Genomic DNA, 14,941 nt, shown 5'->3' with positions numbered 1-14,941 from the left:
GCTTGGAAGGGACTCAGGCGGCGGTGGGCCGTGCTGGGCAAGTCAAACTTAACAGAGATCACACCTATGCTTTTTTCCCGTAAGGCGGTTTCCAAGCGTCACCTGCTGCTGATCGCAGCCGGTTTCAGTACCGTATTGACTGGTTGCGCCACGTCACCGGCCTCCAAGGTCGCGTCGAGCACCAAGGTCGAGTACTACCCGAACTGCTACGAGCCGGTGCAGCACCTGCGCGCCACCGATTCGAACATGACCAAGTCGGTGGTGACCGGTGCGGCCATCGGCGCGGCCGGTGGTGCATTGCTGGGTGCCCTGACCGGCGACGCTGACAAGCGCGGTCGTAACGCGGCCATTGGTGCTGCGGGCGGTGCACTGGCTGGCGGCGCGGCGGGTTACTACACCGAGCGTCAAAAGCAGATCGCCGATGACAAGCAGCGCATCGCGTCCTACTCCACCGACTTCAACAAAAGCGCGTCCGACATCGACCGCAGCACCGCTTACGCCAAAGCGTCCCAGCAGTGCTATCAGAGCGCGTTCACCCAGCTGGTGAACGACCGCAAGGCCAAGACCGTCAACGACACCGAAGGCCGCAAGCGCCTGGCGGAAATCGTCGCGGGCCTGAAGGAGTCCAACGACCTGATCGTTGCGGTCAACGGCAAGGCCAGTGAAGACCTGAACAACTACACCCAGGCTTATGAGAAAGACCTGCAACAGGTTGGCGTGCAACGTACCGACGTGGTCACCGTGGCCACCGCCGACACCACGCCTGTGGTAGCGCCGACCAAGGGTAAGAAAGCCGTAAAACCTGCGAAAAAGCCGGTGCTGCCAACCGTGCCTAAAGAAGCGGTCACTACCGAGAAGAGCATCCAGACCGTGCAGGCCAAGCAAGCTGAAAGCAAGCAGGTTGCCAGCGCCGGCAAGGCCCAGATCGAAGGCACTTGCCGCGATCCGAACCTGGCCGATTGGGCGCCGGTGCCTTGCCCTAACGTTTAAGCAAGATGTTGCTATAAGCGTTAAACGCCTGCCGATCTCCCGCTAAAGCGCGAGATCGGTGGCGTTCTGCCTGCAAATCGTTACACTGCTGCGGCCACTTAATAAATACACCGAGGCCGTGTGCATGAAATTTCGTCTTCTGCTGTGGGTGCTGGGCCTGATGATGGGCAAAGCCAGCCGCACCAATCCTGCCTTCCAGCAACAGTTGGGTGATAAAGACCTGGCGTTCCAGTTGCAGACCCTCGACGGCAAGGTTGCCCGTCACTTCATCGTCAAAGACCAGCGCATCACCAGCCGTTCGGGTGTGCACCCGTCACCGGCATTTGCCATCGCCTTCAAAGACGCTGCCTACGGCTTCGCCACGATGCAGGCGAAGAACAAGCAGCTGGCGTTCATGACGGGGATTCAGGACAAGTCGATCCAGATCAAGGGAAACCCGGCGCTGGTAATCTGGTTCCAAGGGTTGACCAAGTATTTGAAGCCGAAGAAAAAGAAGTAGGGTTTTCAGCTAGACCGAGGTGGATTCATCGGGAGCAAGCCCCCTCCCACATTCGACTGCATTTCAAAGCTGGGGCTCGGTCAAATGTGGGAGGGGGCTTGCTCCCGATTGCGGTCTAACAGGCTACAGATTCAGCCCTGGTTGAACTGCGATGCCAGTTCGCGCAACAACACCTCGGCATCCAGCACTTTACCCACTACTTCCTCAGCTTTGTCCCGCGTCAGCTCCAGACGCTCCAGCAGCGCCTCCGGGATCGCTTCATCCGGCCCGGAACCGATGCCACGGCTGCGCAGCAAACGTACGGCCAGGCACACCAGGTTCGGGTACTCGGCGTATTGGCCGTCGTAGGTCGGGTCGTGCTGGAAGCGCAGGGCGGTGGACAGTTCGTCCGGCATGTCCCAGTAGCGCATCAGCCAGGCGCCGATCTGTTCGCGGCTGATGCCCAGCAGGTGCTGTTCGACATAGCTGTGGCACAGGTGCGGGTTGACCTCCAGGTGGCGGCAGATCAACGAGAAATGCGGCGGAAACACGTGGGCCAGCAGCAGGTAACCGAAGTTGTGCAGCAAGCCGGCCAGGTAGGTCAGGCCGGCTTCCGGGCGCTGGGCGCGCGGCATGGCGCGGGTCAGGCCCTCGATCACGGCGGCGGTGTAGATCGATTGGTGCCAATACGGGGTGGCCTGGTGCGGATGGTCTTTGGGCAGGCTCAGGGTCTTGCCCAGGGCCAGGCCAAGCGCCAGGTTGATCACCAGGTCAAAGCCCAGCACACGCACGATGGCGTCTTCCACTGAGCGAATCTTGCCTGGCGAGGCGTAGTACGGCGACGCTGCCCAGCTCACCACTTGGGCAGCCAGGGCCGGGTCGGTTTCGACCACGCCGGTAATGTCATCGATGGTGGCGTTGGGGTCGACGCGCAACTTGATGATTTTTTGCGCGGTATCGGCCAGCGGCGGAATTTCGATGGTCGCTTCCAGGCGTTGCTGGATACGCCGGGCGGTAAACGCCTGCATCGCCTGGGTAATTTCCTCGCGATCATCGTTGGGACGATCGAGGTTGGGGCGGATGTTGCTCAGCGGCTCGCCGAAGTGCCCGGCGCTGGCCTTGGTGAGCATGCTCTTGAACATGTCGCTGGCAATTTCCAGCAGCAGCCCGGCTTCACCCGAATGCACCAGCAGGCTCGGTTCGTTGAGCAAGCTGCCTTCGTACAGGCATGGCGAGCTGGTGAGCGCGGGCAGCCCCGGCAGCAGGCTCAACTCATGCTTGCCCAGCATGCGTTCGATGCGCTCCGGCGCTACGGCCGTCAGGCGGCGCCCGGTCAGTTCGGCCAAGCGGTTGAGGTCAAGCAACTGGTTCTGGGGGAACAGCACCATGAGAGCGCCAACAGCATCTTCCAGCAGTACCGCCTGGACCTTTCGCGCGGGATTCAGGCCAGGTTGTTCGGCAACTTCCGTGTAGGGGATGGCGAGCTTTGCGAGCAGAGCCCGAATGACCGGCGGAGCGGTCAGTGGGGCTGTGGCGAGGGCTACTTCTGACATGGCCTGATCCAAATTCGTACAGTCCAAGAAGTATAACCAGCTTGATACAGGTGTTGGTCGGAAAGTGAGGCATGCGTCACACTTGGCCGTATTGCTGTCCATGTCGTAGCCAACGATTCAGCAATGGGCTGACATGTTCCGGCCAGCGCTCCAGTAGCGCTTGTGCCGCGTCACGCACGGCGGGCAACAGGTCGGCGTCGCGCATCAGGTCGGCGACCTTGAATTGCAGCAGGCCGGTCTGGCGGGTTCCGAGCATTTCGCCGGGGCCGCGCAGTTCGAGGTCTTTCTCGGCGATGACAAAACCGTCGTTGGTTTCACGCATGATGCCCAGGCGCTGACGACCGATTTGCGACAGCGGCGGGTGATACAGCAGCACGCAATGGCTGGCCGCGCTGCCCCGGCCGACACGGCCGCGCAACTGGTGCAGTTGCGCCAGGCCCAGGCGCTCGGGGTTTTCGATGATCATCAGGCTGGCGTTGGGTACGTCCACACCCACCTCGATTACCGTGGTGGCCACCAGCAGTTGCAGGTTGCCGGCCTTGAATTCGGCCATCACCGCGGCCTTTTCCGCAGGCTTCATGCGGCCGTGGATCAACCCGACCTTCAATTCGCCCAAGGCGCTGCTGAGGTCTTCGTACGTGGTTTCGGCGGCCTGGCAGGTCAGTTCTTCGGACTCTTCGATCAGCGTGCACACCCAATAGGCCTGACGACCTTCGGCGCAGGCCCCGCGTACGCGCTCGATCACTTCCACGCGGCGGGTGTCGGTGACCAGGACGGTATTGACGGGGGTACGGCCGGGGGGCAGTTCGTCGAGGATCGAGGTGTCGAGGTCGGCATAGGCGCTCATGGCCAGGGTGCGCGGGATCGGGGTGGCGGTCATGATCAACTGGTGCGGGTTCATGCGCCCGCCCACGCCTTTCTGGCGCAGGGCCAGGCGCTGCTGCACGCCGAAGCGGTGTTGCTCGTCGATGATCACCAGTGCCAGGTTCTTGAACTGCACTTCGTCCTGGAACAATGCGTGGGTGCCGACCACCATCGGCGCACCTGCGGCGATCTGTTCCAGCGCCGCCGCACGGTTCTTGCCCTTGAGCTTGCCGGCCAGCCACGCGACTTCCAGGCCCAAGGGTTCGAGCCAGCGTTTGAAGGTAATGAAATGCTGTTCGGCAAGGATCTCCGTAGGCGCCATCAGCGCGACCTGGTAACCGGCCTCCAGTGCTTGCAGGGCGGCGAGGGCGGCGACCACGGTCTTGCCGGCGCCTACGTCGCCCTGGATCAGGCGCAGCATCGGTTCTTTCTGGCTCAAGTCGTAGGCGATTTCATTGCCGACGCGCTGTTGTGCTCCGGTCGGGGTAAAGCCGAGGTTGGCCAAGTAGAGTGCGGGCAAACGCGTGGCCTTGGGCATCGCCGGCGCGCGCAGCGAACGCATGCTCTCGCGCAGGCGTTGCTGGGACAGTTGGTGGGTCAGCAGTTCTTCGAAGGCCAGGCGGTGCTGGGCCCAGTGATGACCCAGGGCCAGTTCGTCGACATCGGCGTCGGCGGGTGGGTGATGCAGGTAGCGGATCGCATCGTCCAGGGGCGCCAATTGGTAATCGCGGGCAAGCTCCAGGGGCAGCCAGTCGGGCAGGCTCTTCGGGCCGAGCATCGTCAGGGTCTGCATGCACAGCTGGCGCAGGCGTTGTTGGGTCAGGCCTTCGGTGAGCGGGTAGATGGGCGTGAGTGTGGTGTCTACCGGCGGCGGCTCGTCGCCGGTGATGGCGCGGTATTCCGGATGATAGATCTCCAGGCCCGAGGCGCCGGGGCGCGCCTCACCGTAGCAGCGTACGCGGGTGCCGCGCTTGAGGCCCTCTTTCTGTGCGTTGCTGAAGTGGTAGAAGCGCAGGCTCAGCCCGCCGGTGCCGTCCTGCAGGCGTACCACCAGGCTGCGGCGCTTGCCCATGACCACGTCGGCACCGCTGACGGTGCCTTCGATCACCGCATCCTGCCCAGGCCGCAACTGGCCGATAGGTACCACGCGGGTGCGGTCCTGATAGCGCAGCGGCAGGTGGAACAGCACGTCCTGGAGGTTTTCCAGGCCGACCTTGGCCAGTTTTTCGGCCATGGCTTCACCGACACCCTTGAGTGCCGTCACCGACACCTGCGACAGTTCAGTCATACGACGTGTCAGCTCGCAGCCGTCGGCTTGGCCACCGAGCACAGGCGGATCGAGTCGGCGAGGATCTCAATGGCCTTGGGCCGCGGGAAACTGGCGCGCCAGGCAATGGCCACGGTACGGAACGGCACGGGTGGCGTGAGCGGGCGCACTTCGATCACGCCGGGGGCGTAGTGATGGCTGTCGACTGCCGACAGCGGCAGGATCGAAATGCCCAGGCCGGAGGCGACCATGTGGCGAATCGTCTCCAGGGAGCTGGACTCCACGGTGGTGTGCTTGGCGCCGTCGTTGCCCTTGGTCAGGGTCGGGCAGGCTTCGAGCACCTGGTCGCGGAAGCAGTGGCCTTCGCCGAGCAGCAACAGGCTCTTGTCGTTGAGCAGGCCGGCGTCGATCGTGTCTTTCTGCGTCCATGGGTGCGAGGCCGGCATCAGCACATAGAACGGCTCGTCATAGAGCGGCAGGGTCAGCACGTCTGCTTCGGTGAACGGCAGGGCAATGATGATCGCGTCCAGCTCACCGTTGCGCAGCTTGTCGCGCAGCACATGAGTGAAGTTTTCTTCGATGTACAACGGCATCTGCGGTGCGACGCGGTGCAGTTGCGGAATCAGGTGCGGGAACAGGTAGGGGCCAACGGTATAGATGGCGCCAACCTTCAGAGGCGCGGTCAGCTGGTTCTTGCCGGCCTGGGCCAACTCGCGAATGCTCTGCGCCTGCTCCAGGACTTTCTGGGCCTGGGCCACAATGCCTTCGCCCACCGGGGTGAGGCGTACGGCGCTTTTGCTGCGCTCGAAGATCAGCACACCGAGTTCGTCTTCAAGCTTTTTCACGCCCACCGACAGGGTCGGTTGGCTGACATGGCAACGCTCGGCCGCATGGCCGAAGTGCTGCTCTTGGGCGAGGGTCACGATGTAGCGTAATTCTGTAAGAGTCATAGCGGGCGTCCATGAGGTACAGCCCAAGCATACCGGCTGCAATCGATAGACGCACGTTATCAGAACTTTGGTGGGGATTGAGTGGGGATTTTGCTGAAGGTGGTGAGAGTTGCCCCTCACCACGCTCAGCGTTACCGGCGGCGCTTTTCGATGTTGTAGACGAAGGGCGCAACGATTTCGATGCTGCCACCTTTCAACATGTCGGCCGGCGGCTTGGGCAGTGGCTGGGCACGACGGATCATGTCCAGGGTCGCACGGTCCAGGTCGGCGTTGCCGGAGCGGCCTACCAACTCATAGGACAGCACATTGCCCTCACCATCGACCACGAAGCGCAAGCGGTTCAGGCCTTCCTTGCCGCTGCGCTGGGCGCTTGGCGGGTACTTCTTGTACTTCTGCAAATGCGCCAGCAGGGCACCTTCCCAGGATGCTTTGGCGGCGACCTGTTGGGGGGACGGGCCAGGCACCGGCTGGGCCGACTTTTCTGCAGGCGCGTTGGTCGGTGGTGTTTCACTCGGCGGCTCTTCGGAAGGTTTCTCCTTGGGCGGCTCGGGCTTCTTCTCGACCGGTTTGGGCGGCGCAGGCTTGGGCTTGGGTTTGACCGGCTTGGGCACCTGGATCGTTGGCTTGGGCGCCTCGGCCAGTTTCGGCAGGGGCAGCTCTTCCACCGGAGCGGGCGGTTGCGGCGGCGTGATGACCTTGGGCGGCGCCGGCGGTGGTGGTGCCGGCATTGGCGCCAGGTCGATGACCATGGCCGCCGGCGGCAATTGCACCGGATGCGGCGCGGACCATTGGAGCGCGATGAGGATCGCGACGGCATGCACGCCCAGCACGACGGCAAGGCTGGTGCCATAACGCGTCAGTTTGTGGCGCGTCGTGATCATTTCTTGGCTGCCGTCTCAAGTCCGACCAGGCCCACCTTGAGGTAGCCGGCTGCCCGCAGGGCATCCATCACGCTCATCAGGTCGCCGTAGTCCACGCCCTTGTCGGCCTGGAAGAAGATCGTCGTGTCTTTCTTGCCTTGGGTCTTGGCGTCGAGCACCGGGCCCAGGGTTTCAGCCTTGACTTCTTCTTCGCCCAGGAACAGGCGTTGGTCCGCCTTGACGCTGAGGAAGATCGGTTTCTCCGGCCGCGGCGCAGGCTTGGCGCTGGACGCGGGCAGGTCGACCTTGATGTCTACGGTCGCCAGTGGAGCCGCCACCATGAAGATGATCAGCAGCACCAGCATCACGTCGATAAACGGCGTGACATTGATCTCGTGGTTCTCGACGAGCTCGTCGTCGCCTTGATTCAAATGCAGGCCCATGGCCGATTACCCCACTTTCACCATGTGCGGTTGCGAGCTGCGCTCGGTAGGCAGGTGATCGAGGTCACGGCTGACCAGCAACAGGACTTCTGCCGACGCATCCGACACCTGCGCCTTGTAGCCGGCAATCGAACGGGCGAACACGTTGTAGATCACCACCGCAGGAATCGCCGCAACCAGGCCCAGGGCGGTAGCCAGCAAGGCTTCTGCGATACCGGGGGCAACGACGGCGAGGTTGGTGGTCTGGGTTTTGGCGATACCGATGAAGCTGTTCATGATGCCCCATACGGTGCCGAACAGGCCGACGAATGGCGCGGTAGAGCCGATGGTCGCGAGTACACCGGTGCCGCTGCTCATGTTGCGACCGCAGGCGGCCACCAGGCGCTCCAGGCGGAAGCTGACGCGTTCCTTGATGCCTTCTTTTTCACGCGTGTTGGCCGACAGGCGCATTTCTTCCAGTGCGTCGTGCACCAGCAGGTTGGCCAGGGTGCCCTTTTTGGTCGCGGTGTCGCTCGCTTCCTTGAGGGTAGTGGCCTTTTTCAGGTGGGCGATTTCACTGCGCAGACGACGCTTGGCGCCCAGCAGTTCAAAGCCTTTGGCGATCCAGATGGTCCAGGTAATGATCGAGGCGATGGCCAGGCCGATCATCACGGCTTTTACCACCACGTCAGCGTTCTGGTACATGCCCCACGGCGACAGGTCATGGGCCATGCCCAGGGTGTTGTCTTCTTCCAGCACAACGCCGGGTTCGGCGGCAGGCGCTGGAGTGGCGGCCTGGGATGGGTCAGTGGCAACCGGTGCGGCGGCAGGAGCCGCCGGGGTTGCAGCGCTGTGCTCGGCAGTGGCCGGAGTGGCGGGGGCAGTGGCGTCAGCGAATGCGGCGGTCGGCGCCAGCAGTACGCTGAACAGCATCGCAGCCACCGCACGCCAGGCGCGGGAGGGACTGTGAAGCAGGGTTGGCGAAGCGGGGTTGATATTACGTGTCATGCTGGCCGGACCTGAGAGAAGAAAATGGGTGATCGCCCTTCCAGACCCTTTGGGCCGAGGACAAATGGGCGGACATTATTGCAAGTAATTCTTGTTAACTAAAGTAATACAGTTACTTTATTTGTCCTTTTGCTGGCCGCTGGTCATCTTCGGCGGCTAATCTGCGCCTTTAAGAACGGAGTTTGGAAATGTCTGCGCCTTCTGTTGTGATTGCCGGTTGCGGTGATGTGGGTAGTCGGTTGGCTAGCCAATTGCTGGCCTCGGAATGGGAGGTTCACGGCCTGCGTCGCGATATTTCGCGGCTGCCCGACGGCGTAATCGGCATTGCCGGTGACCTGTTCAACAAGGACTGCCCTGACACCTGGCCGATCGGCGGGGTGGATTACCTGGTGTATTGCGCTGCCGCAACGGACCACGATGAAGCCGGCTACCGCGCCGCTTATGTGCAAGGCTTGCAGCATGTGCTGGAGTGGCTGCAGGACTACGGCCAGGCGCCGAAGCACCTGTTGTTTGTGTCCAGCAGCAGCGTGTATGGACAGCAGAATGGTGAGTGGGTCGATGAAACCTCCGACACTCAGGCCAAAGGTTACTCCGGCCAAGTGATGCTGGAGGCTGAGCAAGTCGCCCTCAACAGCGGTATTCCCGCGACCGTCGTGCGCTTGACCGGTATTTACGGCCCGGGCCGTGAGTGGCTGTTGACCCAGGTTCGCCAAGGTTATCGCGTGGCGATCGAGCCACCTTTGTATGGCAACCGGATCCATGCGGATGATGCGGCAGGCCTGCTGGCGTTTTTGTTGCGCCATGTGGAGCAGGGTGGCTCGCTGGACAAGCTCTATATCGGTGTCGACGATGCGCCTGCGCCGCTGGCTGAAGTGGTGGCTTGGCTACGCGAGTACCTGGGCGTGACCGAATGGGCCGAAGACGCCAGTGTGCGGCGTGCCGGCAGCAAGCAATGCAGTAATGCTCGAGCTAAAGCACTGGGTTGGCGCCCGGTCTATCCGAGTTACCGCGAAGGGTATGCGGCGATTCTTGACGGTAAGTGCTGAATAAAACGACTAATTTGTAGTGAGCGGGCTTGCCCCGCGCTGGGTGGCAAAGCCGCCCCAACAAAGACGCTGCGGTATTTCAGGAGGACTGAGGTGCCTAGGTTTGGGGCGGCTGCGCCGCCCAGCGCGGGGCAAGCCCGCTCACTACAGAGCTGCGTGCGTCATTGCTTTTCCAATAGCCATTGACGCGGCCCCGGCGTAAACGAAGGTACTTCGTCCGCCTGAGCAGTGTTCACCGCCTGGAATATTTCCAGTTGCTTGCCCTTGCGGGCGAAGATCCATGGGTTGCCCTTGCCGTTCAGTTGCAGCCAGATGCTGTCGTAGCCGCCGCTCATGGAGGCGCAGTCGCCGGCCAGGCACAGCGAGTAGTGATCGACCCCAGGCAGGCCGGCGACCTTGCCGTTGGCCTGGAACTGCACCGTGGAGCCGTCACCGTTGCCGTCGGTGATCTTCCAGTCGCCGCCCATATAAGCTGCATACAGTGCCCGCTCGAAGTTGGCGCCCAGCGGTGCGCCTTCCGGGGCCGGGTCTTTGGCGCGGGCGAACAACTGTTCAGGCTCGTTGTCGTTGGCCACTTGCAGCAGTTGTTTGCCTTTGCGCTTGAGTTCGGTGGCTGCGCTGCCGTAGAAGTCGACGCTCCAGGCGCCTGGTTTCTCGCCGATCAACTTGCCTTCGGCGACTTCAAAACCGTTGTAGTAGCGCGCCTGCAGCGCTTTGGTATTGACCTCCCATTCGAGGTTCGGCCCATTGCTCTGCAGTGCTTCACGCAAAGGGCCGCCCTTGGCTGCTGCGTCGATGGCGGCCTGGTTGATCCAGGTGCCACTCACATCCAGGTCTGCAGGGTTGCTGGCGCAGCCGCCCAGCAGCAGGGCGAGCAACGAAGAGGCTACAAGCGCTTTGCGCATTACGAAATCCTTTTAAAACAAAGTCGGCGCGGCCTGTGGAGGCTGCGCCGGGTGTTTTTACTCGATGACCAGAATCGCGTCCATCTCAACCTGCGCGCCCTTTGGCAGAGCGGCCACGCCAATGGCGGCGCGGGCTGGGTAGGGTTGTTCGAAGTACTTGCCCATGATCTCGTTGACCTTGGCGAAGTGGCTCAGGTCAGTCAGGAAGATGTTCAGTTTGACGATGTCCTTGAACGAACCACCAGCAGCTTCGGCGACGGACTTGAGGTTTTCGAAGACCTGTACGGTCTGTGCTTCGAAGCCTTCAACCAGTTCCATGGTCTTTGGGTCCAGCGGGATCTGGCCGGACATGTAGACGGTATTGCCTGCCTTGATCGCCTGGGAATAAGTACCGATGGCGGCCGGGGCCTTGTCGCTGTTGATAACAGTCTTGGTCATTTGTGACTCCTTGTAAGAGAGGATGACTTAGTTGATGCGCTAAGCACGCATGCGGGTGATGCGGATCACCCCGGTCAGGGCGCGCAGTTTCTTGATCACGCGGGCCAGGTGCACGCGGTCGTGGACGCTGACCACCAACTGGACCACGCTGATGCGGCCGTCGCGTTCATCCATGCTGATTTTTTCGATATTGCCATCGGCCGCGTTGACGCTGCTGGCCAACAGGGCGATCAAGCCGCGCTGGTGTTCCAACTCCACTCGCAACTCGACGTTGAATTCGCCGGTGACATCCTTGGCCCACGAGAGCTGGATGCATTTTTCCGGGTTGTGGCGGATTTCGCTGATGTTTCGGCAGTTGTCCAGGTGCACCACCATGCCTTTGCCGGCGGACAGATGGCCGACAATCGGGTCGCCCGGGATCGGCGTGCAGCACTTGGCGTAGCTGAGCACCAGGCCCTCGGTGCCGCGAATCGCCAGCGGGCCTTCGGGGCTTGGCAACTGCTCGCCTTCGCCCAACAAGCGACGGGCGACCACGTAGGCCATGCGGTTTCCCAGGCCGATATCTTCCAGCAGGTCTTCGATGTTTTGCTGGTGGTACTCGTTGAGTATCGCCTGCACACGCTCGTGCGGGATCTTGTCGAGGGCGCTGTCGAAACCGTTGAGCACCTTGTTCAGCAGGCGTTCGCCGAGGCTGATGGACTCGGAACGGCGTTGCAGTTTCAGGGCGTGGCGGATGTGCGTGCGTGCCTTGCCGGTGACGACGAAATTGAGCCACGCCGGATTCGGGCGTGCGCCCGGGGCGCTGACGATCTCGACCGTGGAACCGCTTTGCAGGGGCTCGGACAGCGGCGCGAGGCGACGGTTGATCCGGCAGGCAATGCAGCTGTTACCCACGTCGGTATGCACGGCGTAGGCAAAGTCGACCGCCGTGGAGCCTTTGGGCAGCTCCATGATGCGGCCTTTGGGCGTAAATACGTAGACCTCGTCCGGGAACAGGTCGATCTTCACGCTTTCGATGAATTCCAGGGAGTTACCGGCACGTTGCTGCATTTCCAGCACGCCTTTTACCCATTGGCGGGCGCGGGCATGGGTGCCTTTGGGTTGCTCGTCGCCGCTGGACTTGTAGAGCCAGTGGGCAGCGATGCCATTGTTGGCCATTTCTTCCATTTCCCGAGTGCGGATCTGGATCTCGATCGGCACCCCGTGCATACCGAACAACGTGGTATGCAGCGATTGATAGCCGTTGGCCTTGGGAATGGCGATGTAGTCCTTGAAGCGACCCGGCAGCGGCTTGTACAAATTATGTACGGCGCCGAGTACGCGGTAGCAGGTGTCGACCTTGTCGACGATGATCCGGAACGCATACACGTCCATGATCTCGTTGAAGGCCCGACGCTTGCCGCGCATCTTTTTATAGATGCCGTAGATGTGTTTCTGCCGGCCGCTGACTTCGCCTTCGATCTCGTCGATCGCCAGGCAATGGCTCAGGGACTCTTCGATCTTGTTGACGATTTCCTTGCGATTGCCACGGGCGCGCTTGACGGCCTGGTAGATGCGCGCCGAGCGCATCGGATGCATCGCTTTGAAGCCGAGGTCTTCGAATTCGATACGAATGGCATGCATGCCCAGCCGGTTGGCGATGGGTGCATAGATTTCCAGGGTTTCCTTGGCAATGCGCCGACGTTTTTCGCCGGACAGCACTTCCAGTGTGCGCATGTTGTGCAGCCGGTCGGCCAGCTTGACCAGGATCACCCGGATATCGCGGGCCATGGCCATGGCCATCTTCTGGAAGTTTTCCGCCTGGGCTTCGGCCTTGGTCTCGAAGTTCATCTGGGTCAGTTTGCTGACCCCGTCGACCAGTTCGGCCACGGTTTCGCCAAATTGCGCGCTCAACGCTTCCTTGGCGATGCCGGTGTCTTCGATCACGTCATGCAGCATCGCGGCCATCAGGCTTTGATGGTCCATGTGCATGTCGGCAAGAATATTTGCCACCGCAAGAGGATGGGTGACATACGCCTCGCCACTGCGGCGGCGTTGGCCGTCGTGGGCTTGTTCGGCGTAGAAATACGCTCGGCGGACCAGGTTGACCTGGTCTGGGCCGAGGTAGGCCGATAAGCGATCGGCGAGGGCGTCTATGCTCGGCAAAGTGCGAACTCCTGCCGTTGGCTGTGACCCTGCGCCGTGCTACGTCGACCAGGCATAGGCTTAGACGGCCTCGTTGGACTCGTCCTCGAACGCTGCAAACAGCGGTTCGTCCTGAACGATTTCCTGCTCGGCGATGAACTCGTAGCTCATCAGGCCTTCAGCGATTTCACGCAGGGCTACAACGGTAGGCTTGTCGTTTTCCCACTGGACCAGAGGCTCTTTGCCACCGGTGGCCAATTGACGGGCACGCTTGGTAGAGAGCATGACCAGCTCAAAGCGGTTATCCACGTGTTCTAGGCAGTCTTCAACGGTTACGCGGGCCATGGTATTCCTCGGAGCGAATGCAAGATGCGCGCTGCCCGGTTGGGCGAGCGGACTAAACAGTTTAAAAAATCACCAGCGTTTAGGGAAGCGCTGATTTTCCGCAGGCCCTCGCAAAACCGCTACAGGCACCAATGTAAAGCCCTTGCGGCGGTTTTGGGAAGAGCCAATCAACCAAGCAGTTCGGCGAGCAATTTGCCGAAACGCTGCTGTTGGCGCTTTTGCTGCAGCTGATTGGTGCGGAAAATGGCCTTCAGATCATCCAGTGCGTGGGCAAAGTCGTCATTGATGATCAGGTAATCGTAATCGACGTAGTGGCTCATTTCACTGACGGCTTCGCGCATGCGACCTTCGATGATCTCGTTGCTGTCCTGGCCGCGATTGGTCAGACGCTGGTGCAAGGCTTCCAGGGACGGCGGCAGGATAAAGATCGAGCGCGCCTGGGGCATCAGCTTGCGTACCTGTTCTGCGCCCTGCCAGTCGATTTCCAGGATCAGGTCGTGGCCTTCGTCCAGGGTCTGCTGCAAGTGGCTCTGCGAGGTGCCGTAGAGGTTGCCGAAGACTTCGGCACGCTCCAGGAAGTCGCCGTGCTCGATCATCTTGACGAACTCGGTGCGCTCGACGAAATGGTAGTGCTCGCCGTTGACCTCGCCCGGGCGCATGGCGCGGGTGGTGTGGGAAACCGAGATGCGGATGTGCTCGTCAGCGTCGGTCAGGGCCTTGACCAAGCTGCTCTTGCCCGCGCCCGAAGGGGCGGAAATGATGTAAAGGGTGCCGGTGCTGTGGGTCATGGAAGTTGCCTTACTCAATATTCTGTACTTGTTCGCGCATCTGCTCGATCAACACTTTGAGGTTGACCGCCGCTTGTGTACTGCGTGGGTCAAACGCCTTGGAACCCAGTGTATTGGCTTCGCGGTTGAGTTCCTGCATCAGGAAGTCCAGGCGCCGACCGGCGGCACCGGCGGACTTGAGTACGCGGCGCACTTCGAGGATATGGGTGCTGAGGCGGTCGAGTTCTTCCGCAACGTCGCTCTTCTGGGCTAGCAGGACCATTTCCTGCTCCAGGCGTGTCGGGTCCAGGTCAGCCTTCATGTCGGCAAAGCGATCGAGGACCTTCTGGCGCTGGGTGGCGAGCATTTGCGGCACCAGTTCGCGCAGGATGACCACGTCTTCTTCGATTGACGTCAGGCGTTCGTTGATCAGGCGGGCCAGTTCGGCGCCTTCGCGCTCGCGGCCGGCCTTAAGCTCCTTCAAGCCCTGATTGAACAGGGCCAGGGCTTCGGCGTTGAGCGCTTGCGGGTCGGTAGCGTCGGCCACCAGTACGCCGGGCCAGGCCAGCACTTCCAGTGGGTTAAGCGCGGCGGGCTGTTGGATCAGGCCGGCGATGGTTTCTGCCGCAGCGACCAGTTGCGCGGCGCGGTCGCGATCGACCTGCAAGGGCTTGCCGGTGGTTTCTTCGGTAAAGCGCAGGGTGCATTCCAGCTTGCCGCGCGAGATACCTTGGCGCAGCGCTTCACGCACGGCGCCTTCGAGGTCACGGAAAGACTCCGGCAGGCGCAGGTGCGGCTCCAGGTAGCGGCTGTTGACCGAGCGCAGTTCCCAGCTCAGGGTGCCTTGGGCGCCGGCTTTTTCGACGCGGGCGAAGGCGGTCATGCTGTGCACCATGGAGGTACCTCGCGTTGCAGCCCAGCAAA

The 14,941-nt window shown here is 61.7% G+C and carries 15 protein-coding genes; 3 read left to right on the top strand and 12 right to left on the bottom strand.

Annotated features, from left to right (window positions below; all coding sequences use genetic code 11):
* The first annotated feature begins 66 nt into the window (after positions 1–66).
* Positions 67–990, top strand: coding sequence for a type VI secretion system-associated lipoprotein TagQ (gene tagQ / locus C9383_RS08780; RefSeq protein WP_060756676.1), 924 nt, complete (start codon positions 67–69; stop codon positions 988–990).
* A gap of 124 nt (positions 991–1,114) precedes the next feature.
* The gene (locus tag C9383_RS08775) at positions 1,115–1,489 is read left to right on the top strand and encodes a hypothetical protein (protein WP_010207528.1); all 375 of its coding nucleotides are present in this window, start codon (positions 1,115–1,117) and stop codon (positions 1,487–1,489) included.
* Positions 1,490–1,620: 131 nt separating this feature from the next.
* On the opposite strand, the gene C9383_RS08770 is transcribed toward C9383_RS08775, so the two are convergent.
* From C9383_RS08770 to exbB, 6 genes are all read right to left on the bottom strand, one after another.
* On the bottom strand, positions 1,621–3,021 hold the full coding sequence (locus C9383_RS08770) for an aminoacyl-tRNA deacylase and HDOD domain-containing protein (RefSeq protein WP_090367956.1): 1,401 nt from the start codon (positions 3,019–3,021) through the stop codon (positions 1,621–1,623).
* 76 nt (positions 3,022–3,097) lie between these two features.
* Entirely contained in the window at positions 3,098–5,173 is a 2,076-nt protein-coding gene (gene recG / locus C9383_RS08765; protein WP_090372290.1) for an ATP-dependent DNA helicase RecG, read from the bottom strand.
* A gap of 8 nt (positions 5,174–5,181) precedes the next feature.
* Positions 5,182–6,102, bottom strand: coding sequence for a hydrogen peroxide-inducible genes activator (locus C9383_RS08760; RefSeq protein WP_090367959.1), 921 nt, complete (start codon positions 6,100–6,102; stop codon positions 5,182–5,184).
* A gap of 131 nt (positions 6,103–6,233) precedes the next feature.
* Positions 6,234–6,983, bottom strand: coding sequence for an energy transducer TonB family protein (locus C9383_RS08755; protein WP_060756678.1), 750 nt, complete (start codon positions 6,981–6,983; stop codon positions 6,234–6,236).
* On the bottom strand, positions 6,980–7,405 hold the full coding sequence (gene exbD, locus C9383_RS08750) for a TonB system transport protein ExbD (protein WP_003195519.1): 426 nt from the start codon (positions 7,403–7,405) through the stop codon (positions 6,980–6,982). Before exbD ends, C9383_RS08755 begins: the two co-directional genes overlap by 4 nt.
* Before the next feature lie 6 nt (positions 7,406–7,411).
* Entirely contained in the window at positions 7,412–8,392 is a 981-nt protein-coding gene (exbB, locus tag C9383_RS08745; protein ID WP_090367961.1) for a tonB-system energizer ExbB, read from the bottom strand.
* A 188-nt stretch (positions 8,393–8,580) separates the two neighbouring features.
* Here exbB and C9383_RS08740 point away from each other — a divergent pair, with 188 nt between their 5' ends.
* Entirely contained in the window at positions 8,581–9,438 is an 858-nt protein-coding gene (locus C9383_RS08740) for an SDR family oxidoreductase (protein ID WP_090367963.1), read from the top strand.
* Between the two features lie 161 nt (positions 9,439–9,599).
* Here the strand turns inward: C9383_RS08740 and C9383_RS08735 are convergent, their stop codons facing one another.
* The 6 genes from C9383_RS08735 to C9383_RS08710 form a co-directional block, all read right to left on the bottom strand.
* Positions 9,600–10,343: a hypothetical protein gene (locus tag C9383_RS08735; RefSeq protein WP_060753674.1), complete on the bottom strand. Its 744-nt coding sequence runs from the start codon at positions 10,341–10,343 to the stop codon at positions 9,600–9,602.
* Positions 10,344–10,400: 57 nt separating this feature from the next.
* On the bottom strand, positions 10,401–10,781 hold the full coding sequence (locus C9383_RS08730; RefSeq protein WP_060753673.1) for a RidA family protein: 381 nt from the start codon (positions 10,779–10,781) through the stop codon (positions 10,401–10,403).
* Between the two features lie 39 nt (positions 10,782–10,820).
* The gene (gene spoT / locus C9383_RS08725; RefSeq protein WP_060753672.1) at positions 10,821–12,926 is read right to left on the bottom strand and encodes a bifunctional GTP diphosphokinase/guanosine-3',5'-bis pyrophosphate 3'-pyrophosphohydrolase; all 2,106 of its coding nucleotides are present in this window, start codon (positions 12,924–12,926) and stop codon (positions 10,821–10,823) included.
* 60 nt (positions 12,927–12,986) lie between these two features.
* Positions 12,987–13,250 carry a DNA-directed RNA polymerase subunit omega gene (rpoZ, locus tag C9383_RS08720; protein WP_060753671.1) on the bottom strand — a complete coding sequence of 88 codons (264 nt, stop codon included), beginning with the start codon at positions 13,248–13,250 and terminating at the stop codon, positions 12,987–12,989.
* Positions 13,251–13,417: 167 nt separating this feature from the next.
* Positions 13,418–14,038, bottom strand: a complete 621-nt coding sequence (gene gmk / locus C9383_RS08715) for a guanylate kinase (RefSeq protein ID WP_060753670.1) — start codon at positions 14,036–14,038, stop codon at positions 13,418–13,420.
* A 10-nt stretch (positions 14,039–14,048) separates the two neighbouring features.
* Positions 14,049–14,912 (bottom strand): YicC/YloC family endoribonuclease, encoded by an 864-nt coding sequence (locus C9383_RS08710; RefSeq protein WP_090367966.1) that lies wholly within the window; start codon positions 14,910–14,912, stop codon positions 14,049–14,051.
* Positions 14,913–14,941: the final 29 nt, after the last annotated feature.

Origin of the sequence: Pseudomonas palleroniana (genome assembly GCF_003031675.1) — a bacterium.
Classification (GTDB): Bacteria; Pseudomonadota; Gammaproteobacteria; order Pseudomonadales; family Pseudomonadaceae; genus Aquipseudomonas; species Aquipseudomonas palleroniana.
This window is presented reverse-complemented; position numbering and strand designations above follow the sequence as displayed.